The organism is Gemella cuniculi DSM 15828, from assembly GCF_000425665.1.
Taxonomy (GTDB): Bacteria; Bacillota; Bacilli; order Staphylococcales; family Gemellaceae; genus Gemella; species Gemella cuniculi.
Genome location: NZ_KE384431.1, coordinates 123,969 through 148,317 on the forward strand (window position 1 = coordinate 123,969; position 24,349 = coordinate 148,317).

Here is a 24,349-nt window from a genome sequence, read left to right on the forward strand (position 1 = left end):
TGGATAACTTTATTTTTTGTTATATTATTTATAATTTATAAACTTTCTTTCAAGTTTTTTACAACATCTTTTGGTATTCCAAGTGCTGTTAATTTTTCTTCTGAAGTATTTTTAATTTCTTCTATAGATGAAAAACTTTTTAGAAGTAGATTTTTTCTAACTTTTCCTATACCTGAAATATTATCTAGACTAGACGTAAACATATTTTTTGTCTTTGTTGCTCTATGATATGTTATTGCAAATCTATGAACTTCATCTTGTATCTGTTTTAAAAATAAATATTCAGGCGACGTTTTTTTCAATTCAATTACTTCATAATCATCTGTAATAATATATTCTGTAATATGCCTATCATTTTTAACTAACCCTATAATTTTCATATCCAACTTTAATTTATCATGAATTATTTCTATAGCCGCATTTAAATGATTTTTTCCTCCATCAACAATTATTAGTTCAGTGTTGGTGTTTTTATCTTTATAATTTCTGTACAGAACTTCTTTCATAGTTTGAATATCATTTATACCTACTGTATCTTTTATTTTAAATTTTCTATAGTTATAAGTGTTTTTCTTACCATTAGTAAAATTAACTTTCACAGAAACTGCATCCACCCCCATAATGTTAGAATTATCAAATGCGTCTATACTATTAATACTGTTTACACCCAATTTTTTAGACAAATTATTTAACGTGAGTTGCAAACTCTTTTCTTTTTGTTCCTCAATTTTTAGATTATTGTTTAAAAAATATTCAGCATTTTCTACTACCGTATTTAATATCTTTTTATTATTGCCTCGCTTTGGGTTAATTATTTTTGCATCAATTACTTTACCAAGAAGTTGTTCATCAACATTATTAATATATATTTCTTTTGGTAGTTTATTAATTGCATAATATTGCATTAAATAAGAATACAAAATCTCTTCAGGTTTATCATAAAGATTAAAATACTCCATCTTACGCTCAATAATATTTCCTAATCTTGATAAAAATATTTGAATACAAATATAGTCATCATTATAACTAAAACCTATGTAATCTTTATCAATATTACTGTTATCTGTGACAAGTTGATTTTGTACAGATACCTGAATAGAATTTATGTAACTATGAATTTGAGAAGCGGCCTCAAACTCCAAATTAATGATATATCCCTGCATCTTTTCTTGTAATATTGATAAAATTTCCTTAGTATTTCCTCCAAGAAATGATCTTATTTTTAAAATCTGTTCTCTGTACTCTTCTTGTGTAACTTTCTTTGCACATGGACCTATGCATTCTCCGATTTGATAATACATACATGGACGTTTTTCTATGGGATTACATCGGCGAAGTGGGTAAATTTTATCAAGAATTTTTTTTACTTGTGTTGCAGATTTTATATCAACATAAGGACCAAAATAAATATTTTTATTATTTTTTTTATACTTTCTAGTTAATACTAGTCTTGGATGTTCTTCCTTTGTTATCATTAAGTATGGATAACTTTTATCATCTTTTAATCGGATATTGAAATATGGTCGATATTTCTTTATTAAATTATTTTCTAAAATTAATGCTTCCTTTTCGGAATTAACAATTATGTATTCCAAATCATCAATTTTTGAAACTAACATTTGTGTCTTTTTATTATGAGTTCCAGTAAAATAACTTTTCACTCTGTTCTTTAAATTTTTTGCCTTACCTACATAAATGATTTCACCAATATTGTTCTTATATAGGTAACATCCTGGATTATCAGGAAGTAGTTCTAATTTTCTTTGTAAAGTTATATTCATATCATAATCACCATTAATTATAAATTTAGAGGCTGACCCCTAAGTAAAATATTATAGTCTTCTACTTTTGGATCAGCTTCATTACTTTAATTTCCATTTTTTTTATCAGGTGTTGTGTTAGAATTTCCATTGTTAGATTTATTGCTATCACTTTTTGATGGATTTGTAGCATTATTATCAGGATTTTCTGTGCTACTATCTTTATTATCTTTAGATTTATCTCTTCCTCTGGAAATAATTATCTCTAATGATTCTTCACTAGGAACAATACTTGATCCACTTCTAATACTTTGTGATATTACTGTCCCAATTTCTTTATCTGAATCCACTTCTTTATATGATACATTTTTAAATCCATATGAAGAGATAATTCTCTCAGCATTACTTTTGTTTTCTCCAATTAAATTTGGCATACTTACTTTTTTCTTACCAGTAGAAACTTGAATGATTAGTTCTCTTTCATTAGGAATTATTTCTGTACCTGCTGCAATATTTTGTGAAGAAACTTTTCCACTATCATATCTATCGCTTGAAACTCTCTCTACAGTTATATTTTTAAAACCTAATTTTGAAGCGTTACGCTTTACAGTTTCTTCATCAAGTCCTACAAAATTTGGCATGTCTACCGTTTTCTTCCCAGATGAAACTCTTAAATCTACTTTAGAACCTTTTCTAATTTTCTTACCTGCTTTAGGGTCACTGTCGATGACTGTATTTTCTTTTACATCATCACTAGCTACTTCCGTTACATCTCCAACTTCAAGCCCAGCTTTTACTAGGGTAACTTTTGCTTCATTTAAAGTTTTATTTCTGACATCTGGAACCGACACACTGTCAGAACCGATTATATAGTTATAAGCAAAAAACGATCCTACACAAATAAAAATGATCGCTAAAAGAGCAAGAATAACATGTTTCGCTCTTGATTGTTTTTTTTGCTCAGCTTTTCCATCATTATTTCTATTATTGTACTTATTGTCATTAGTATCTTCATAATGATGCCTATAGTCTTTTTCTTGATAACTACTTTCGTAAAAAGGTTCTATATCTCTACTATCAATATATTGTGTTTGGTTATTTTCCTGATTAGCATTTGGAATTTTAAAACCAACATATTTATTTTCATATAAACGCTCTGGACTCAAGACGGTATTGATATCTTCCGCTAATTCTTTAGAGCTTATATACCTTTCATTAGGATTTTTCATGGTTGCTTGAATTACGATATTTTTTACGCTTTGAGGAACACCTTCTCTATATTTATCGATATCTGGAAGTTCTTCTTGAAGATGTTTTAGTGCAATTGCTACAGCAGATTCCCCTTTAAATGGAATTTGACCAGTAATCATTTCAAAAATTAATATTCCTAAGGAATAAATATCACTTTGAGCCGTAGCGACATTACCACGTGCTTGTTCTGGTGACAGATAATACACTGTTCCTAACATTTGGTTAGTTTGAGTTAATGTGGTATCTCCATATGCACGTGCTATACCAAAATCTGTAATTTTACATGTAAGATCTGGTTTCATTAAGATATTTTGAGGTTTTATATCTCTATGGATAATTCCATTTTGATGTGCATGACTAAGTCCGTCTGCAATTTGTTTAGCAATATGAACAATAGTTTCGATAGGGATCTTAGGATTTTTTATCATATAATCTTTTAAGGTCATACCTTCTACATATTCCAATATTAAGTAATAAAAATCTCCTTCGTTTTCAACATCATAAATTGAAACTATATTTGGGTGCGAAAGACTGGTGACAGCTTTTGCCTCTCTATTAAATCTTTTTACAGCATCCTTATCATTTGCATCTATTTTAAAAGTTTTTATTGCTACATCACGATCTAAAATTGTATCATGACCTAACCATACTGTAGCCATCCCACCTGTTCCGAGATGATCTAATATTTTATATCTATTGCATATAACTTTATTTATCACTATTACCACCCCTTAAATTTTTCAAAATTGCAACTGATATATTATCTACTCCTCCACGCTCAACACTAAGATTAATAAGTTTATTGACTGCAATTGACAATTCTTCATTTCTTATAATGTCTTTAATTTCCTCTTCTTCCAACATATTAGTCAATCCATCAGAACATATTAAAAAATAATCATAATTATCTAAATTATCAACAAATGTGTGAAGATCTATCTTTTTTCTAGTTGCTAGTGCTTGTGTAAGAACGTGTTTTTCAGGATGATTTTTTGCTTCATCTTCTGTAATTGCACCAGCATTTATTAATGCCCCAACAAAAGAATCATCAACAGTAACAAATTTCATTTCATTATCCGTAGTTATCCCATAAGCCCTGCTATCTCCAATATTATAAACAACAATCTCGTCGTTAAAAGTAGCAGCTACGACAATAGTAGTTCCCATCTTTCTTTTACTTACTTTTGATTTATTAAATAATTCTTCATTTAACTTCTCTATTTCATTATGCAACCAATTTTTCATATTTTTAAAGTTTGCAAATGACATTTCTTGCCATTCTTTTTCCAAAATCGATACTATATAATTACTAGAATATGCAGCGTTACTATGGCTTCCTACACCATCACATACTATTGCAAGTGCATCTCCTCTTTTATTCTTAACTACACTTACAGCATCTTCATTTTTTATTTTCCTACCTTTATTGCTATTATACGAATATACTAGTGGCATCTGGGATTCCTCCTTTTACCTCATCTTTACGCTCTTTTGCACGTAACTGTCCACAAGCAGCATCTATATCATCTCCTTGTGTTCTTCTAATAGTAACATTTACCTTATTTTTCTTTAATATTTTTTCAAATGAAAAAATATCATTTTTGCTGGTCCTAACATAATTCCTTTCAGGAACATAATTTATAGGAATTAAGTTAACATGGCAATTAAGATCTTTTATAATTTCAGAAAGTTTTTCTGCATGTTCTTTTTGATCATTAACTTTTCCCATAAGACCATATTCAAATGTTATTCTACGATTTGTGGTTTTTTGGTAATATTTTAGAGCATCCATCAATTTATCGATATTATACGCTCTATTAACTGGCATTATTTTACTACGAAGTTCATTAGTGGGTGCATGTAATGATACCGCAAAATTTATTTGAATATTTTCGTTTGCAAAATCATAAATTTTAGGTACGATACCTGACGTTGAAACTGTAATGTGTCTCGCCCCAATGTTAAAACTATCATCACAATTTACTATTTTTATAAAATCCATCATCTCATCATAGTTTTCAAACGGTTCACCAATTCCCATTATAACAATACTGGAAATTCGTTCTCCTTTCTTATCAAGTTCTTGTTGAACTTTTAATACTTGTGAGACTATTTCTCCTGCTTCTAAATTTCTCTTTAGGCCACCTAATGTTGATGCACAAAAAGTGCAGCCTATTCTGCAACCAACTTGAGTCGTTACGCATAAAGAATTCCCATATTTATTTTTCATTAGGACGCTTTCTATAGTGTATTTATCTTGAAGTTCAAATAAAAACTTCATAGTACCATCTGTTGACTCTTGTTTTATAATCGTCTTAAGAGTTGTAATTTCAAACTCATCTTTCAGCATTTCTTGTAATTTTTTTGGAAGATTTTTCATTTCAGAAAAATCTGTAATTCTTTTTTTATATAACCAATCAAAGACTTGTTTCGCTCGAAATTTTTTTTCTCCTATACTTAGGAAATATTTTTCTAGTTGATCTAAACGCATAGAATAAATAGACATTTTTTCAAAATCTTTGAGCCATCTAGATTTTTTATAACCTTTAAAATCTGTAATTAACATTATGCCTCCATTTTTCTAAGTTTTGCGATAAAAAAGCCATCGCACTCATGATCATCAGGAAGTATTTCTACCACTCCATAATCTTGAACCTTAACTTTACTATTTTTTAATTTTATTTTTTCCAATTTAAAATTTCTATTTTTCTTTAAAAATTTCTCAATATTTTCCATATTTTCTCTTTTATCAATGGTACAAGTAGAATACATTAGTATTCCACCTTTTTTTACATAATTTTTACTATTTTCTAAAATATCGTATTGCAATTTGGAAATATTTTTTATATAGGTATTTGTAATTTTATATCTTATTTCAGGTTTATTTTTTATAACACCTATTCCAGAACAAGGCACATCGCAAATTACTATATCAAAATTACTTATAAATTCATCATTTAACTCTGTGGCATCTTGTTCTTTTATTTTAATATTTTCAACACCCAGTTTTATGCAATTATTCTCGATAAGTTTTAACTTATGTATATGTTTATCACATGAAATTAAAGTTGAATTAAAATACTTGCTAGCTATATGTAAACTCTTCCCACCAGGTGCAGCACAAGTATCTAGTATTTTGTAATTAGCATTTTCTTTTTCTCCAATTGAACAAGCTACAAGTGAACTTGCTTCATCTTGAATAATAAAATATCCATTTTTAAAATAATCATTGTCTATATTTAATTTATCTAAAATTAAATTATCTTCACAAATTTCACTAAGATGTGCACCAGATTCAAATACTTTCAATAATTTTTCTTTGGAGATTTTCAATGGATTGTATCTTATACTATTCTTACTTTTTTTATTAAATGACATTACTATATTTTGTGCCTTAGCTTTTCCGTATTGTTCTTCTAATATATCAAATAATTGTATTGGACAGCTATTTTCAACACAAAATTTTTCTTTTGCACTTTTATACTTCATAAGATTTTTATCAAAATTACGTTCTATATTTCTTAATATTGCATTCACAAATTTACCTGTAATATTTCCTAATTCATCTTTTGAAAGTTTAACAGCTTCGTTAATGATAGCAAAATTAGGTGTTTTATTCATATTTATAATTTGGTAAATACTCATTGATAGAATAATTTTTACTTTAGGTTTAATTCTTCCTTTAGAATAAACTTTTATAATGTGTTCTAAATATAATTTATTCTTTAATGTTCCATAGACTATCTCACTGATAAATCTCTTATTTTGCTCATCAATATTATATTGTTTAAAATACTTATTTAGAGTAATGTTGCTGTATGCATCTTCCAATAATATATCACAAAGAATTTTATAGGAAATTTTTCTTGAATTAATATTATTCATTAACTTCCCCTAATCTTATTCCAACATAATTTTTCTTATTTGATAAGAAAGATGCTACTGGGACGCGTTTTTTCCCTGACACTTGAAGTTCTTTAATTTTTAAAATAGTATTGTCAGCACATAGAACATAAATATTTTTTTTATCTTGTTTAATTATTGTGCCTACCTTTGAAAAATTAAAATTTCCATTTAATTTTACAACTTCGCTATCCCATATTTTCAAAATATTATTTTCTAAATAAGTAAATGCACCAGGCATTGGATCCAATGCACGAATTTTATTAAAAATAATTCTTGCATTCTTTGACCAATCTATCTTTTCGTCTTCTCTGAGAATATTTTTGGCAAATGTTGCTTGTGATTCATCTTGTTTTTCAGGACTAATATCTCCAGAGAAAATTTTTGGCAAAGTTCTATCTAATAAATCACACCCAGCAACAGATAATTTATCATGAAGTTTTTCATAATTATCACTATCTAAAATATCAACTTCCACTTTAGAAATCATATCACCTGCATCAAGTTTTTTAACCATATACATAATAGTAATTCCTGTTTTTTTATGATCTTCTAGAATAGAGTATTGAATTGGTGCACCTCCTCTAAGTTTTGGTAAAAGAGAACCATGTACATTAATACATTTATACTTAGGTATTTCTAAAATACTCTCTGGAACTAATTGCCCATAAGCTGCAGTAATAATAATATCTGGATTAAGTTTCTTCAATTCATTTAAAACTTCTTCATCACAAGAAATTTTTTCAGGTTGCAGAACTTTTATATCATAATTTTGTGCAACGACTTTTACTGGCGTTGGTGTAAGAATTTTTTTTCTACCAACTCTTTTATCTGGTTGAGTTATTACCAAATCTACTCCATAACTCTTTATTAACATTTCTAAAATAGGAACTGCAAATTTTGGGGTTCCCATAAATACAATTTTTTTTCTATCCATTTGTTTCTCCTGTAAACAATTTAATCTAATTAATTATATCATATTTTAAAATTTTGTTCTAACAATGTAACATAAATATTCTCATAATTATCAGTAATTTTCAATTATGTAAAAGGGAATTTGAAACATAAAAAATAATTACAAACAATATAAAACTAAAACTTTTTTATTTTTCTATATTTTAAAGCTACTCCTTCTTTCAAGATTAAGTAAGAACAATTTTTTATCTATCCCTGCAGCGAATCCTGTAAGTTTTCCGTCGCTTCCTACTACCCTGTGACAAGGAATAAAAATAAAAAGTGGATTATGACTAATAGCACCACCTACAGCTTGTGGCGACATATTTTTAATATCTCTAATTTTACAAATTCTTTGTGCAATTTCTTTGTATGTCACCGTTTTTGAGTACGGAATTTCTTTCAAAATCTCCCATACCTCCTTTCTAAAACTTGTTCCTGATAATTTAAGATTTATTCCCTTTAAACTGGGATTTTTCCCTGAAAAATACATATCTAACCACTTTTTGCTGTCTTTCAAAGTTTTCAAATCATCATGTCTTTCAAAATTTTCAATATTTGATAAAAAATATTTTTGATTTTCTAAATAACTACCTACTAAGTTAATTCCATCAGAAGTCAAAATAATTATTCCAATCGGGCTACTATACTTACTATAATACACAACAAAATCTCCTTTTTCGATAATAGAAAAAATTAATATTAATCAAACTAAAGGCAAAGAAATAAAAAATTTCTTTGCCCCCATTCCATTATATATTATTAATTTTCTTCTTTATATATCCTAATTACTAGAAAAGCCACCCCTACGCAAATAAAACAATCAGCAAGATTGAATATAGGGAAATCATATCCAAAAATTTTAAAATCTAAAAAATCTACAACTTCAAATCGAATTAATCTATCCATGAAATTCCCAATAGCTCCTGCATATATTAAGGCAAATGTACACTTATCAAGATTAGTTAATTTTCCTCTTTGGCTAAAAAGATAATACGATAAAATAGCTAAAAAAATTATTGTCACTACTAAAAAAAATAAACGACTGTCTTGCATAATTCCCCATGCAGCACCTCTATTCCTATGTGATGTAATACTGAAAAAATTAGCAATTAATTCTTTACTTTCACCTAAAGTAAAATTATTAACTATAAAATTTTTACTAAGTTGATCTAAAAGTATTAATAAGCACATAAGCATAAAAATCAATAACATACATATTCCTCCTTATTTTTATATAAGTAACTCTTCTAATTCTGGATCAATACTTCTTTCTCCACGTGCAGGCAATTTATAACGCCCAAGGTGAATTAACTGATGATGTATTTTACTCCAACTTTCCATTGGAAATAACTCCATTAGTCTTTTTTCTACTTGAAGCGGATTATCATTTTTTTCTACAAGTCCTAACATTTTCGCAACCCTTTCTACATGGGTATCTACAGCAATCGCAGGAACATTAAAACCAACAGCTAGCACAACATTAGCAGTTTTTCTTCCAACACCAGGTAATTTCATAAGTTCCTCCCGTGTTCTAGGTATTTCGTAATGATAAATTTCTCTTAACATATTTGCCATGCCAACTATATTTTTTGATTTTGCTTTGTAAAGACCTAGTGATTTAATAAGTTTTTCAACATCCTCAACTTTAGCATCTGCATAATCATCAATAGTCTTATATTTCTCAAATAAACTTACAGTTGCTCGATTAACATATTCATCCTTACATTGTGCTGAAAGCAAAACCGCAATGACTAATTCAAGATTATTAGAAAAATTAAGCTCGCAGCCTACATTTGGAAAAGTTGTATCTAAATACTTGGTAATCATTTTAACTTTATTTTGCAATTTTTTATTTGTTAAACCAGTCATATCCTAAACTACTACCACCTTCCTCAAATTTTTCTTTTGAATTGGAAATCTTATTATTTAAAATTCCATTAACATAACTTATATTTTTTGACAAAGTTAGTGCTTCATCTATTTCTTTTTTTGTAAATTTCCTATCAATCCATGAAGAAACTATATCTATTTCCTTTGATGTCAGAATTTTTGATGTGATTTTTTCAGTCAGTTTTAATAATTCTTTCAATGTATAATAATTATCATTTTTATCAAATATACTGAAATTAATCTTATTGTCTGCTGCTAACTTTATTACCTGTTTTCTAAGTAATATATCCATCATTGTAAAAATATCTTTTTCAGACATGTTAAGTGCTATTGAAAACGAATTAACGGAAAAAATTTTTTTCCCTTGTTCTGTCAAATAACTTATCTGAAGAAGAAAAATAGCTTCTTCTCCAGATAAGTTATAATCTTTATAGTTCATTAAAAAATCGGAATCTACTAGTAATCCATTAGTATTAATATTAATCATACTACTTATCCTTAAGGTGTTAATCTATTTAATAAACGTGGGAATGGAATAGTTTCGCGAACGTGTCCATTTCCTGTTATCCATGCAACAGTTCTTTCAAGACCTAATCCAAAACCTGAATGTTCCACTGAACCATATTTTCTAAGTTCTAAATACCAATTATACGCTTCCTCATTAAGTTCATGTTTTTTAATATTTTCTAATAGTTTATCATAATCATCTATTCTTTGTGAACCACCTATAATTTCTCCATAACCTTCAGGTGCAATCAAATCGGCACATAAAACCACACCTGGTTCATTAGGATCTTCTTTCATATAAAAAGGCTTAATATCCACTGGCCAATGAGTAATAAATACAGGTTTATTATAACTATTGGCTATAAACGTTTCATGAGGAGAACCAAAATCATCGCCGTACTCAATATCATCAAAACCATTATCTTTTAATAATTGAATTGCATCTTTATATTTTATACGTGGAAATTCTCCACGAGCATTATTAAGTGATTCTAAATCACGCCCTAAAACTCTTAATTGTTCCTCGCATTTTTCCATTACATTAGTAATCAAATAATTAACATACGCTTCTTGAATTTTCAAACTTTCATCATGATTACAAAATGCCATTTCAGGTTCAATCATCCAAAATTCAATTAAATGTCTCCTAGTTTTGGATTTTTCTGCTCTAAAAGTAGGACCAAAAGAAAATACTTTTCCAAATGCCATTGCACATGCTTCCATATAAAGTTGACCTGATTGAGAAAGATATGCTTCTTCTTCAAAATATTTTGTATTAAATAATTCTGTTGTCCCTTCGGGTGCAGAGGAAGTTAAGATTGGTGGATCTAATTTCAAAAATCCCTCTTTTTCAAAGAAATCATATGTAGATTTAATTATTTGATTTCTCACAGTTAAAATCGCATGTTGTTTCTTAGAACGAATCCAAATATGACGGTTATCAGCTAAAAATTCTACCCCATGTTCTTTAGGTGTGATTGGATAATCATGTGCAATAGAAATTATTTCAAAATCTTCAATTTCTAGTTCAATACCTGATATTTCTCTATCATTTTCTTTAATTAATCCTGTAACTTTTAAAGAAGTTTCTTGTGGAAGGTGTCTAAGTTCTTGATATTTTTCTTCTCCCAAATTTTCTTTTAAAGCTATAGCTTGAATAAATCCAGCTCCATAACGCAATTGAAAAAATGCAATTTTCCCACTGCTTCTCTTATTAGCAATCCATGCTCCAAGAGTAATTTTTTTTCCTAGTTGTTCTTTTAAGTTATTAATATTCAAACTAAGAGTCCTCCTCAATTTTTTAATATTTTTATTTATATTTAATAATGGAATTTATCTAATATAAAAACTAATAAAATTATATCATAAAAAATTAATTTTTTAAATATTTATAAAAAATAAACTATAAAATAAACTTTATATTCTATTCTACATCTTTTAGGATAATAATAGAATCAAATATATTACTCAAATAACATTGATAATCTAAAATATCTTTTGTTGAATAGCATATATAAGTTAATTTATTATTTCTATTCATATCTGTATAAAGTTCATTAAAACTATCTGTTGATGAAAAATTTATATGTTTTACGTATGATTTCTTTTCTCTTTTACTAAAGTTTAAATCTCGAAATTTATTATTTTCAAATATATATAAAAATCTTCCTTGTGTTCTATTGTCTATGACTAATTCCTGAGTTTTTAAGCATGAAATATTCAATTTACTTTTTTTGTTTAAAAATTCGTATTTTTTAGATTGAAGTATATCTACAATACTTTTTACTTTTTGTTCGTTAATTGTTTCTAAATATAAACTATTTTCTTTCTCTAAATTTTCAAATTTATAACTATCTTTTTTAGTAGTTAATATTTTTTCTAATTGAGAAATAAATTTGTAAGTATTGGGCATTTTGATTTTACTTTTTTTTATATCACTTTTTATAATTTTTATATCTTGTTGTATAAATTCAAGGCTATCATTATATAAAAATATACTTTCAGATATATACATTTCATGTAAAAATCTAACTATACTGACAATGTTCAACTGAATAGATTTTAAATTTTTATCAAATGGTTTTCTTGAAATCTTTCTATTTAATTCTGCTATAACCTTTTTATAATGATAAGATTTTGTATTTTGTGAATTTAATTCTCGCCCTAAAATTTTTTTATTCTCAAAAATAAGTGTGTGATTTTCAATATCATCCCTATTAAAAACATATTCGATATTTTCATAACTAGTTATAATATTTTTTTTAGCTTTAGCAGTTTCATTTCTTTTATTAAAATAATAAGCCTCAGAACTTATTTCTATATTGTTAGTTATTTCTTCTAAAAGTAATTTTTCTGAAGAATTTAAATTTAATTCTGAAAAATCTCCTGTTTTAGTTTCCAATATCCAAACATAAAGCCTTATACAAAATCTTTCTACACAAGCATCAGGCCGCTTTGGAAACAGTGAAAATATATCCAAAGGAACATAAGAACGTTTTTGTTTTAATATTTCATAATTTTTGATTTTAAAAACCTTCGCATATTCTTGCTCATCTATGGAAGAAAATAATATGTTTTTTTTAGGATAATTTCGCTTTTTAGTATTAAAAATTTTGTTAAATTTTACATCATTATATGTAAGATAATTATTACCATGTTTTAATGTTATTTGTTCATCTCTACATAAATTTAGAAATTTAAACATTTCCAAATTTTCTTTTGCTAAAATTTTTTTTATTTTTAAATAATTTGGTTCTTCTATAATTGATATTTTTTCTCTAATTTTTTTTAGTAAACTTACAGTAACTTCAACATCTACTTCCGCATTATGATAATTAGTTCCAGAATATAGATTAAGAGACTTAGATAAATCTGAAAGGCGATAACTTTTTTGAGTTGGAAAAAATAATCTAGCTAATTCAACTGTATCTAATGCCATATGCGGTTTATACATTATTCTCACAGATAAAAAATTTTTACGTAAAATAGAGTAATCTGAATGCAATCCATGACACACTAAAATACTGTTCTTTATAAAATTATAAATACTTTTAGCTACCTCATCAAATTGCTTTTTGTTTTTCAACAATTCATCCGTTATTCCTGTAAACTCTGTCACAAAACTTGATAATTCTTTTTTCGGTTTTATATAATAATTGATACTACTAACTTTTTTGAAATTAGAGTCTAATTTTGTAGCAGAAAACTGTATAATCTCTTTATCTTCAGTAAGCTCTATATCTACCACACAAAAATATTTATTTTTCAAACTCTCCCTCACCTCACATTCTATGAAATTATAATATTATATATTATCTCTTATTCTTAATAAAAAATCTACTATTTCAATTTTATTATTTTTCATTTTCTCTAAAAGTATATTTTCCACAATATCATTCATTACTTTTTTTATCCACGGTCCAGGTTTTAGGTTTACTATCTCTATTATCTCTTTTGAAGTAATTTTTACTTCTGAAAAAGAAGTTATAATGAGAGAGGTGTTTTTTATTTTATTTACACCTGAATATCCAAATAAATCTGATATAAAAATCACATCCTCTTTCGAGTTCTTATAAAGAATTAATTCAAGCGGAACACCATTTTCAAACTCACTTTGAATCTTATTATAGTTTTTTATCTGCACGATTTCCTTATTAGATAGCTTTAGTTTTTTCATTTCAGACAAAGGGATATTATTGAAATAAGATAAATAATAAATGCTTTGACAAAATGTAAAATTAGAAAATTCTCTATAATTTGTGATGTTTTTTATAAATGGAATATAGTTACCTATCCCACTTTTCAAAAGCAATTTTAAACTTCTGTAATTTCCTACTCCTTTTAAAAGTTTTTTCAATTCAGCTACTATTCTTTCAACAGAAACAAACTCTATCAGTTTAGCATTTTCTTCTATTGCATTAAGAGTTTCTTCTTCTATTTCAAAATTCAATTTTGAAGAAAAGCGAAATGCTCTTAACATACGTAACGCATCCTCAAAAAATCTATCGCTAGGTTTATTCACCGTCTTTATAAGTTTATTATTTAGATCTTGCTTACCATTATGATAATCATATAAATTACCGTTTGAATCTAATGCCATTGCATTAATAGAAAAATCTCTTCTATCTAAATCTTCTTTTAAATTTGATACAAACTCCACCTTATCTGGTGAGCGATGATTTGTATATTCTTTTTCTACTCTAAATGTAGTAACTTCGTAAGGAGTGCCTTTATAAAAAATTGTAACCGTCCCATGTTTAATACCAGTATCTATAGTTTTGTTGAATATAGATTTTATTTCTTCTGGCAGTGCATTTGTAGTAATATCTATATCAGAAAAATTTATATCTAAAATATAATCTCTTACACATCCCCCTACAAAATATGCTTCATAACCATTTTTCTCAAAAATTTTTAGTATATCTACTGCTTTTCCAAAAGTTTTTTTAAAATTATTAGTTTTCATATTATCCTCTCTAAAAATTAGAAAAGCTGGAGAATAAATCCCCAGCCAATCCATTTAATAATTTTTATTTAGATAAGTTATAAGTATCTCTTGCAATCATCACTTCTTCATTTGTTGGGATAACGAATGCTTTAACTTTAGAATTTGGGGTAGAAATTTCAGCAACTTTACCTCTTACATTATTTTTCTCTTTATCAACTTCTACACCTAGGAATGTTAATCCTTCAAGTACTTCTTCACGAACCCAAGTAGCATTTTCTCCAACACCTGCAGTAAACACAATTGCATCTACTCCGTTCATAGCTGCTGCATATGCTCCAACATATTCTTTAATTCTATTAATATATACATCAATAGCTTCTGCTGCATACTGATTAGTATCTCTTAGATCTTCAACATCACGAAGATCTGAAGATATTCCAGACACACCTTTTAGTCCTGATTCGAAATTAAAGATGCGAACGATTTCTTCCAATGACAACCCTGTTTTTTGTGCAATATATGGAATTGTAGCTGGATCGATATCTCCTGTTCTAGTTCCCATAACTAAACCTGATAATGGAGTGAATCCCATTGAAGTATCAAATGATTTTCCATTTTTAATTGCACAAATTGATGCACCATTACCAATATGACAAGAAATAGTTTTTAATTCTTTTGGATCTTTTCCTAAAATTTCAGCAACTGTTTCTCCAATATATCTGTGACTTGTTCCGTGTGCCCCATATTTACGAACTCCATATTTTTCATAAAATTCTCTAGGTACAGCATACATATAAGTTGATTTTGGCATACTTTGATGGAATGCAGTATCAAATGTTAGAACATTTGGTACACCTGGTAAAATTTCTCTAAAGGCACGGGCTCCCATAATATTAGCTGGATTATGTAATGGAGCTAAATCTTCAATTGAATCTACCTTTTTCAATTCTTCATCTGTTACTAAAATAGACGAATCATAAAATTCACCACCGTGAACAACACGATGTCCAACACCTTCAATCTCTGTAACATCTTTAACAATTCCCATAGAAGTTAATTTAGAAAGTAGCATCTCAATAGCTACATTATGATTAGAAATATCTAATGTCTCTTTAATTTTTTCTCCATTAAATTCAATAGTGAAAATACCATTTTCAATCCCAATTCTTTCCACCAATCCTTTGGTGATAACTGTTTCTTCAGGCATTTCAAATAACTGAAATTTTAAAGATGAACTTCCTGAATTAATAGCTAGTATCTTTGTCATAAGTGTCTAATCTCCTCTTACTCTTTATTTAAAACATTATATTATTTATTATCTCATTAATTGAAACTAATTACAAGCGTTATTTTTAAAATTTTGTAAAAAATTAATCAAAAAAATTAAAAAAGAATACGCTATCTATATCTATTTATCAACTATAAATAATTTATAGAAATATTACTATAAAAAAATATTTAAGTGGAATTAAATGTAATGTATAATTTTTATTTACCTTAATAAAACTTACTATAATATTTTTAGGTTAAATAAAACCAATAAAAAAGGTATTGAAAGTGAAATTAAAAACGTCAAAGTTGTTTTAATTTACTTCAATACTCTTTTTACTTTATTTATTTTTGTAAAATAAAATTTACTAATTCTTTATTTTAAATTTTCCATATTAAATAAATTTATACTTGTTTTATTAGCCTATTGAACCTTCCATTTCAAAAGAAATCAATCTGTTTAACTCAACTGCATACTCCATTGGCAATTCTTTAGTAAATGGCTCAATGAATCCCATAACAATCATTTCTGTTGCTTGTGCTTCATCAAGACCACGACTCATTAAATAAAATAATTGTTCTTCTGATACCTTAGAAACTTTTGCCTCATGTTCTAAAGATACATTGGAATTTTTTATAATATTGTATGGAATTGTATCTGAAGTTGAGTATTCATCTAAAATTAGTGTATCACACTCTATATTTGAACGTGAGCCCTCAGAATTTTTCCCAAAGTTAATCCAACCACGATAATTTACTTTTCCACCACGTCTTGACATTGATTTAGATACAACAGTTGATGATGTTCTAGGTGCAAGATGAATCATTTTAGATCCCGCATCAAGTACCTGTCCTTCACTTGCCATAGCAATAGATAATGTACTTCCACTAGCCCCTTCTCCTACTAATACACACGCTGGATATTTCATAGTAAGTTTTGAACCTAAATTTCCATCTATCCACTCCATAGTCCCATTTTTTTCAACTATTGCTCTTTTTGTTACTAAATTATAAACATTAGTCGACCAGTTTTGAATAGTTGTATATCTAAAACGTGCATTTTCTTTAATAAAAATTTCCACAACTGCTGCATGTAGCGAACTTGCTGAATATGTAGGTGCTGTACATCCTTCAACATAGTGAATAGAAGAATTTTCTTCTATTACAATAAGCGTTCTTTCAAATTGACCCATTTTTTCACTATTTATTCTAAAATATGCTTGAAGAGGTGCTTCTATTGATACATTCTTAGGACAATAAATAAAAGAACCTCCTGACCATACTGCTGAATTCAATGCAGCAAATTTGTTATCATTATAATCTACAGCCTTAGAAAAATATTGTTTAAAAATTTCTTCATGATTTTTCAAAGCAGTATCTGTGTCTTCAAAAATAATACCTTTTTCTTCAAATTGTTTATGCATATTATGATAAACAACTTCTGATTCATACTGTGCAGATACCCCTGCCAAATATTTTTGCTCAGCTTCAGGAATACCTAGTTTCTCAAAAGTATTTTTTATTTCTTCTGGAACTTCATCCCATGAACGCTCAGTTTTTTCAGAGGGTTTAACATAATACGTCAAATCTTCAAAATCAATTTCTGACAAATCACCACCCCAAGTAGGCATGGGCATTCTATAAAATTCCTTTAAAGCATTAAGGCGAAAGTCAAGCATCCACTGCGGTTCTTCTTTTCTTCTTGAAATTGTTTCTACTATTTCTTTTGTTAATCCTTTTTCAGTTTTAAATATCGAGACATCTTTATCTGAAAATCCATACTGATATTCGGTAAACATTTCTTCATTTTTGTTCAAAAATATCACTCCTTTTCTCAATTATTATAGTGCGATTATTTTTTATTATCTTCTAATATTTTCTCAGTAATTTTCCATGCAAGTGTAGCACATTTTACTCTTGCAGGAAGTTGCGATATATTTTCAAGAGCTACACTATCTTCCAAATTATCTTCGTTAAACTCCGCTCCCATTATCATATTTAAGAAATCTTTGATTTTTTCATTTGCTTTTTCTACTGTTAATCCTTTCAATTCTTCAGTAAGCATAGAGGCTGATGCTAACGATATAGAACAACCAGTTCCTATAAATTTAATATCTTTTATAATATTATCTTCTATATTCATACTTACAGTAATTTTATCGCCACATGAAGGATTTAACATCTCTAACTTATAGCTATCTTCTAATACACCATTATTCCTTGGATGCTTACTATGATCCAAAATTACCTGTTTATATAAATCTTTCAAATTGTTAAAACTCATTTTCAAAAAATTCCTTTGTTTCTTTTAAGGTTTGAATAAAAAAAGATATTTCATCTTTTGTATTGTATAAATATAAACTCACTCTTGCAACTGAATATGTTCCTAGTTGATTCAATAATGGTTGTGTACATTGATGACCAGCACGAATACAAATCCCTTTTTCATCTAAAAAACTAGTTAAATCATGTGGATGAACACCTTTTAAATTAAATGAAATCAGAGAAACTCTATCTTCTATATTATCTGTACCATAAATTTCAATATTTTCAATTTTTGATAATTCATCATAAAGATACTTAGTTAAATCTTTAGTATATTTCTCAATGTTCTCCAAACCAATTTCTTCCAAATATTTAATTGTCGTAGCTAATCCAGCTGCTTGTGCTAAAAGCGGTGTTCCTGCTTCAAACTTATCTGGCAAAGTTGCCCATGATGCAGAAAACTCATCTACTATTCCTATCATTCCGCCACCAAATTCTACAGGTTCAAATTTTTCTAAAAGATACTTTTTACCATATAAAACTCCTATTCCTGATGGTCCACACATTTTATGAGCACTAAAAGCTAAAAAATCACAATTCATTCTTTGTACATCAATTTTCAAATGCGGAACTGACTGAGCAGCATCTACCACAAAATAGATATCTTTATTTTTCAATAACTCTCCTATTTCATAAACAGGATTTATATTACCAAGCACATTTGATGCATGGCATAAAGACACAACTTTAGTATTTTTTGTAATAAAATTTTTTAGTTGTTCTATATTTAGTCTTCCTTTTTTATCAATATCTAAATACTTAAGTACTAAATTTTTTCTCTTTGCTAATTGTTGCCACGGAATTATATTAGCATGATGTTCCATATAAGAAATGATAATTTCATCACCTTCTGATAAATTCTGTTCAACAATTCTTGCAATAAAATTTAAACTCTCAGTTGTTCCACTAGTATAAATAATTTCTTCGTAACTGCTAGCATTTATAAAATCTTTTACTAAATATTTTGATTCTTCATAAATCTTTTCAGATTCATCTCCTAATGTATAGACTGAACGATGTATATTGGAGTTGTAATTTTTATAATAATCTGAAATAGTATTTATTACCTGGATCGGTTTTTGCGTAGTTGCTCCATTGTCAAAAAATATAAGATTATTTTCTTTAATTTTTCTTTTCAATATAGGAAAGTCTTTTCTGTAGCTACTTAAATCTTTCATTATTATTCACTCTCGTTATTATTTATTTTTTCATCTATCAAGATTGTTACTAATTCTTTAATTTTATCTACAGTAAGTTCTGATATTACTGGTGATAAAAAGCCATGTACCAATAATCGACTAGATTCTTTTCTAGATAAGCCTCTACTTTGTAAATAATATAATTGTTCTTCATCAATACGACCTAACGAAGCTCCATGACCAGCCATAACATCATTTTCATCAATTAATAACATTGGATTAGCATCTGCTTGAGCGTCTGATGACAGAGTCAACATTCTAGAACTTTGATATGCATTTGAGCCAGTAGCACCCTTGACTATAAATCCTACTCCATTAAATACGATATGTGATCTATCTAGAAGTACTCCATGTTGAAGGATATCTCCTTTTGTACTTAGACCTTGGTTAACTACTTCGCTATTAAAATACGTTTTTTGTTCTTTTACACCAAGTGTCACTATTTTTAAATTAGCTTCTGAACCATCACCTAAAATATTTGTAGTATTATCATGATAGACATCTGCTTCATCCATAGCTGCTATGTTCCAATTTATAAGTGAGTTTTTATTAGTAAGTCCACGACGCAGAATAGTTCCACGTTTTTTCTTTGGTTCATTAGTTATTGAACTATAATTAATTTTTGCTCCCTCTTTAGCTATTACTTCGGTAACAACATTAAATGGTGAATCATCTTCTTGAATGTTATTGATATAGTTTTCTATAAAATTAACAGAGGCATTTTCTCCTGCTTTAATTGTAACATGATTAAACAAACTTTGCACCTTATCTGAAATTACGATGTATTGAATAGGTTCTTCAACACAGACATTATCTTTAACTTCTACATATATTCCCGCATTCAACAGTGTATAATGAACTGCAGTTACTTTACTCTCAGCATAATCCACCGCACTCATAAAACTATTTTTAATATTAGAATCATTCATAGCAGAAAAAATATCTTTTACAATAATTTTATCCTGATATTTTTCAGGAATATTACTATATACCAATGTATTATTTTTTTGAACTACTACAATGTCATTATCTTTTACATCATATTTAGTTAAAATTCCGTTAATATTTATTTTTTCTTCGTTTAACCTAAGTGATGAAAAGTTAATATTAAATAAATTCCAAGATTCTAGATTCATAGACTCTAAACTTGGAAATGGTAAAGTATAACTCTTATAAAGTGCAAGTTTTCTAATATTTAAATACCAAGTTGGTTCGTTTGTATCAGAAAAAACATTTTGCAAAGCTTTAATACTAAGTTTTAATTTATTATTTTCCATATTAAACCTCTTCTTTTAACCAATCATATCCTTCTTTTTCTAAACGTAATGCAAGTTCTGGACCACCAGTTTTCACAATTTTCCCATCCATAAGCACATGGACATAGTCAGGAACAATATAGTCTAAGAGACGTTGATAATGCGTTATAATGAGACAACCAAAATTTTCCCCACGCATTTTATTAACACCTTTAGATACAATTTTTAAAGCATCAATATCTAAACCAGAATCAATCTCATCCAAAATTGCAAATTTTGGTTCTAACATCATCATTTGTAAAATTTCATTACGTTTCTTTTCTCCGCCAGAAAAACCATCATTGACATAACGTTGTGACATTTTCAAATCCATTTCCAGAAATTCCATAGTTTTATCTAACTTTTTTATATATTTCATAAGCGGAATATTATCTTCATTTACAGCATTAATCGCAGATTTTATAAACTCTGAAGTAGGAACTCCTGGTACCTCAGACGGATATTGCATTGCTAAAAATAATCCAGCACGAGCTCTCTCATCAACTTCCATATCTAAAACTTCATCATTATCAAGCAATATACTTCCACCATCAACTTCATATTTAGGATGTCCCATTATAGCAGAAGCCAATGTAGATTTTCCGGCACCATTTGGTCCCATAACAGCATGAATTTCTCCTGATTTTATTTCTAAATTTAGTCCTTTTAATATTTTTTTATTATTTATAGATACTTCTAAATCTTTTATATCAAGAACTGACATTGTAAATCCTCCATTTTCTATTTATAGCAAGTAACAACATACAATTAAATTTTGTTATTGAGAGCTACTATCTATTAAACTTATTTTTATTATAATATGTTTTATTTTATTTATCAAATTATTGATTTAGTTATAAAAGTTTTATTTTTTATTTTAAATTATTATAAATATTGAAAAACTTTTATCATTTTTATATCTTTTATAAAAATTGTTTTTCAATATTAATTTACAATATAAACAAAAAATAATTAATTAATTTAATAACATACACTTAGAGGAACAAGCTTATTTCTTGCACATTAGCAATATTTAAATTACACTATAACTAAGAAATTGTTAATTAATGATTTCTAAAACATTAACGAAAGTATGAAAGGTCTCTTATGATTGAATTTAAAAACATAAAAAAAGTATATTCTGATAAAACGGTTATCTCTGATCAAAATTTTATTATTCATTGTGGTGATTTTTTTGTTCTAGTCGGTTCTAGTGGAAGCGGAAAAACTACTACGCTTAAAATGTTAAATAGACTTATTGAACCTACTAGTGGAAATATTATTATTGACAACAAAAATATTAAGGAATATTCACTACGTGAATTGAGATTAAATATGGGATATGTCCTTCAACAAATAGCTCTTTTCCCAAATTTAACAGTAAAAGAAAATATAGAGCTGATTCCAGAAATGAAAAAATGGAATAAGAAAGATATACTACCAGAAATAAAAAGTTTATTAAATAAAGTAGGTTTAAATCCTGAAAAATATTTAAATAGATATCCTCATGAATTATCTGGTGGTGAGCAACAACGGATAGGTATCTTACGTGCAATAATAGGTGAACCTAAATATTTATTAATGGATGAACCTTTCAGTGCTTTGGACCCTATTTCAAAAAAACAACTTCAAAATTTAATTAAAGAACTTCACAATGAATTAGGTATCACCGTAATATTCGTTACTCATGATGTCAACGAGGCTATCTATTTAGGTGATAAAATTTGTATTATGGATAAGGGAAGTATTATCCAATTAGATACTCCATATAATATTAAAAATTATCCTTCTAATGAATTCGTAAAAAAATTCTTTTCTTCCCATAATAAGGAGGTTGTAGATGAATAATTTTATTTCTGTGCTAATTGATAAAAAGCTAATTGATAAAAAAAATGATTTATTAATAGCTCTTATTGAACATTTGAAAATTTCTTTGCTTTCATTACTCATTTCAATTATTATTGCTGTTCCTCTCGGAATAATAATCAATAAACATAAAAAACTTTCAGAATGGATTCTCCAAATAACTGGAATATTCCAAACTATACCTTCTCTAGCTTTATTAGGATTATTTATTCCTTTTCTTGGAATTGGTGTTGTTCCTGTTATTACTGCACTCATTATCTATGCCTTGTTTCCTATTGTACAAAGTACAGTTACAGGTCTTAACAAAATTGATCCTTCTCTAGAAGAGGCGGCAGAAGCATTCGGAATGACTCGTTTTGAAAAATTAAAAAAATTTGAACTCGCACTTGCTATGCCAGTTATCATTTCAGGAATACGAACAGCTGCTGTTATGATTATAGGTACTGCAACTCTTGGTGCACTAATTGGTGCTGGAGGTCTTGGTTCATTTATTTTATTAGGGATTGATAGAAATAATAGTGCATTGATATTAATCGGAGCTGTTTCTTCTGCAGTGCTTGCAATTATTTTTAATCTTTCTATTAAAATTTTAGAGAAAGCTAATATAAAAACAATGTTTATTACCCTTGTTGCATTGATTGTTATTTTAATTTCCTCTCTTATACCTAATATGATGAATACAAATAAAAAATTAATAATTGCTGGTAAAATTGGTCCTGAGCCAGAAATTATTATAAACATGTATAAAGAACTTATTGAAAAAAATAGTGATATAAAAGTGGAATTAAAGCCCAATTTTGGAAAGACTAGTTTTCTGTATCAAGCACTAAAAAATAAAGAAGTGGATATTTATCCTGAATTTACTGGTACAGTAGCAACTTCTCTACTAAAAGATAAAGAAAATTTAGATGGAAAATCTGACAAAGAAGTTTACAAAATATCTCGTGATAAATTATTAACACAGGACAATTTAGCATACCTTTCTCCAATGAAATATCAAAATACATATGCTATTGCAGTAAAAAAAGAATTTGCCGATAAAAATAATCTTGAAACTATTGATGATCTGCTTAAAGTGCAAAGTAATTCAACTGCAGGTTTTACTTTGGAATTTAATGACAGACAAGATGGAAATTTGGGTCTTAAAACAAAATATAATTTAAATTTAACCGTAAAAACTATGGAGCCTTCTTTAAGATACCAAGCAATAAACTCAAATGATATCCAAATAACTGATGCATACTCAACAGATAGTGAACTAAAACAATATAATTTAATTGTATTAAAAGACACTAAACATTTATTCCCACCTTATCAAGGAGCACCACTTCTCCGAGTAGAGACACTTGATAAATATCCTGAATTAAAGAATATTTTGAATAAATTAGCTGAGAAAATAACTGAAGAAGAAATGAGCAGTATGAACTATGAAGTAAAAGTAAAAGGTCGTGCAGCTAGTGATGTTGCACATGAATACTTAGTTAAACACAATTTATTGTAATTTTAAAATTTTAATAATAAATTATTTAATGTGCATATACTAACAAGAGAGATTTAATATAAAATAAATACACTTTATTAGTAAACTATAAATAAAGAAGAGACTATATAAAATTAAGATTTTATATAGTCTCTTCTCACATAAGTTTATTATATTGTTAGACTTCAAGTAGTATAAAG

Annotated in this window: 21 protein-coding genes; 2 read left to right on the forward strand and 19 right to left on the reverse strand. The window is 27.6% G+C overall.

Going from position 1 to position 24,349, the window contains the following annotated elements:
• Window positions 1–35: 35 nt before the first annotated feature.
• The 19 genes from uvrC to sufC all read right to left on the reverse strand — a co-directional run bounded on the left by uvrC (window position 36) and on the right by sufC (window position 21,527).
• On the reverse strand, window positions 36–1,781 hold the full coding sequence (uvrC, locus tag H612_RS0105265) for an excinuclease ABC subunit UvrC (RefSeq protein WP_027130488.1): 1,746 nt from the start codon (window positions 1,779–1,781) through the stop codon (window positions 36–38).
• An 86-nt stretch (window positions 1,782–1,867) separates the two neighbouring features.
• Window positions 1,868–3,730, reverse strand: a complete 1,863-nt coding sequence (pknB, locus tag H612_RS0105270) for a Stk1 family PASTA domain-containing Ser/Thr kinase (protein ID WP_027130489.1) — start codon at window positions 3,728–3,730, stop codon at window positions 1,868–1,870.
• Window positions 3,720–4,466 (reverse strand): protein phosphatase 2C domain-containing protein, encoded by a 747-nt coding sequence (locus H612_RS0105275; RefSeq protein WP_027130490.1) that lies wholly within the window; start codon window positions 4,464–4,466, stop codon window positions 3,720–3,722. Before H612_RS0105275 ends, pknB begins: the two co-directional genes overlap by 11 nt.
• Window positions 4,444–5,577: a dual-specificity RNA methyltransferase RlmN gene (gene rlmN, locus H612_RS0105280; RefSeq protein ID WP_027130491.1), complete on the reverse strand. Its 1,134-nt coding sequence runs from the start codon at window positions 5,575–5,577 to the stop codon at window positions 4,444–4,446. Before rlmN ends, H612_RS0105275 begins: the two co-directional genes overlap by 23 nt.
• The gene (gene rsmB / locus H612_RS0105285; protein ID WP_027130492.1) at window positions 5,577–6,896 is read right to left on the reverse strand and encodes a 16S rRNA (cytosine(967)-C(5))-methyltransferase RsmB; all 1,320 of its coding nucleotides are present in this window, start codon (window positions 6,894–6,896) and stop codon (window positions 5,577–5,579) included. Before rsmB ends, rlmN begins: the two co-directional genes overlap by 1 nt.
• Window positions 6,889–7,851, reverse strand: coding sequence for a methionyl-tRNA formyltransferase (gene fmt / locus H612_RS0105290; RefSeq protein ID WP_027130493.1), 963 nt, complete (start codon window positions 7,849–7,851; stop codon window positions 6,889–6,891). Before fmt ends, rsmB begins: the two co-directional genes overlap by 8 nt.
• A 174-nt stretch (window positions 7,852–8,025) precedes the next feature.
• On the reverse strand, window positions 8,026–8,532 hold the full coding sequence (locus H612_RS0105295; RefSeq protein ID WP_027130494.1) for a methylated-DNA--[protein]-cysteine S-methyltransferase: 507 nt from the start codon (window positions 8,530–8,532) through the stop codon (window positions 8,026–8,028).
• A gap of 98 nt (window positions 8,533–8,630) precedes the next feature.
• Entirely contained in the window at window positions 8,631–9,083 is a 453-nt protein-coding gene (gene lspA, locus H612_RS0105300; RefSeq protein WP_027130495.1) for a signal peptidase II, read from the reverse strand.
• Between the two features lie 18 nt (window positions 9,084–9,101).
• Entirely contained in the window at window positions 9,102–9,740 is a 639-nt protein-coding gene (gene nth, locus H612_RS0105305) for an endonuclease III (RefSeq protein ID WP_084167249.1), read from the reverse strand.
• Window positions 9,721–10,248: a DnaD domain-containing protein gene (locus H612_RS0105310; protein WP_027130497.1), complete on the reverse strand. Its 528-nt coding sequence runs from the start codon at window positions 10,246–10,248 to the stop codon at window positions 9,721–9,723. The genes nth and H612_RS0105310 overlap by 20 nt, the downstream gene beginning before the upstream one ends.
• Before the next feature lie 11 nt (window positions 10,249–10,259).
• Entirely contained in the window at window positions 10,260–11,546 is a 1,287-nt protein-coding gene (asnS, locus tag H612_RS0105315) for an asparagine--tRNA ligase (protein ID WP_027130498.1), read from the reverse strand.
• Window positions 11,547–11,691: 145 nt separating this feature from the next.
• Window positions 11,692–13,536: an exonuclease domain-containing protein gene (locus tag H612_RS0105320; RefSeq protein WP_027130499.1), complete on the reverse strand. Its 1,845-nt coding sequence runs from the start codon at window positions 13,534–13,536 to the stop codon at window positions 11,692–11,694.
• A 36-nt stretch (window positions 13,537–13,572) separates the two neighbouring features.
• Window positions 13,573–14,733 (reverse strand): CCA tRNA nucleotidyltransferase, encoded by a 1,161-nt coding sequence (locus H612_RS0105325; protein ID WP_027130500.1) that lies wholly within the window; start codon window positions 14,731–14,733, stop codon window positions 13,573–13,575.
• 64 nt (window positions 14,734–14,797) lie between these two features.
• Window positions 14,798–15,982 (reverse strand): acetate/propionate family kinase, encoded by a 1,185-nt coding sequence (locus tag H612_RS0105330; RefSeq protein WP_027130501.1) that lies wholly within the window; start codon window positions 15,980–15,982, stop codon window positions 14,798–14,800.
• A 421-nt stretch (window positions 15,983–16,403) separates the two neighbouring features.
• Window positions 16,404–17,783: a Fe-S cluster assembly protein SufB gene (gene sufB, locus H612_RS0105335; RefSeq protein WP_035500399.1), complete on the reverse strand. Its 1,380-nt coding sequence runs from the start codon at window positions 17,781–17,783 to the stop codon at window positions 16,404–16,406.
• A 53-nt stretch (window positions 17,784–17,836) separates the two neighbouring features.
• Window positions 17,837–18,268 (reverse strand): Fe-S cluster assembly sulfur transfer protein SufU, encoded by a 432-nt coding sequence (gene sufU, locus H612_RS0105340; RefSeq protein ID WP_027130503.1) that lies wholly within the window; start codon window positions 18,266–18,268, stop codon window positions 17,837–17,839.
• Complete coding sequence (locus tag H612_RS0105345; RefSeq protein WP_027130504.1) at window positions 18,258–19,487, reverse strand: aminotransferase class V-fold PLP-dependent enzyme; 1,230 nt, start codon at window positions 19,485–19,487, stop codon at window positions 18,258–18,260. The genes sufU and H612_RS0105345 overlap by 11 nt, the downstream gene beginning before the upstream one ends.
• Before the next feature lie 2 nt (window positions 19,488–19,489).
• Entirely contained in the window at window positions 19,490–20,785 is a 1,296-nt protein-coding gene (gene sufD, locus H612_RS0105350; RefSeq protein ID WP_027130505.1) for a Fe-S cluster assembly protein SufD, read from the reverse strand.
• A gap of 1 nt (window position 20,786) precedes the next feature.
• A complete protein-coding gene (gene sufC / locus H612_RS0105355; protein WP_027130506.1) occupies window positions 20,787–21,527 on the reverse strand; it encodes a Fe-S cluster assembly ATPase SufC in 741 nt (246 codons plus the stop codon).
• Window positions 21,528–21,910: 383 nt separating this feature from the next.
• Between sufC and H612_RS0105360 the strand changes: the two genes are divergently transcribed.
• Together H612_RS0105360 and H612_RS0105365 are read left to right on the forward strand one after the other, a co-directional pair.
• Window positions 21,911–22,651 (forward strand): ABC transporter ATP-binding protein, encoded by a 741-nt coding sequence (locus H612_RS0105360; protein ID WP_027130507.1) that lies wholly within the window; start codon window positions 21,911–21,913, stop codon window positions 22,649–22,651.
• 4 nt (window positions 22,652–22,655) lie between these two features.
• Window positions 22,656–24,170, forward strand: a complete 1,515-nt coding sequence (locus tag H612_RS0105365; protein ID WP_281170297.1) for an ABC transporter permease/substrate-binding protein — start codon at window positions 22,656–22,658, stop codon at window positions 24,168–24,170.
• Window positions 24,171–24,349 lie beyond the last annotated feature (179 nt).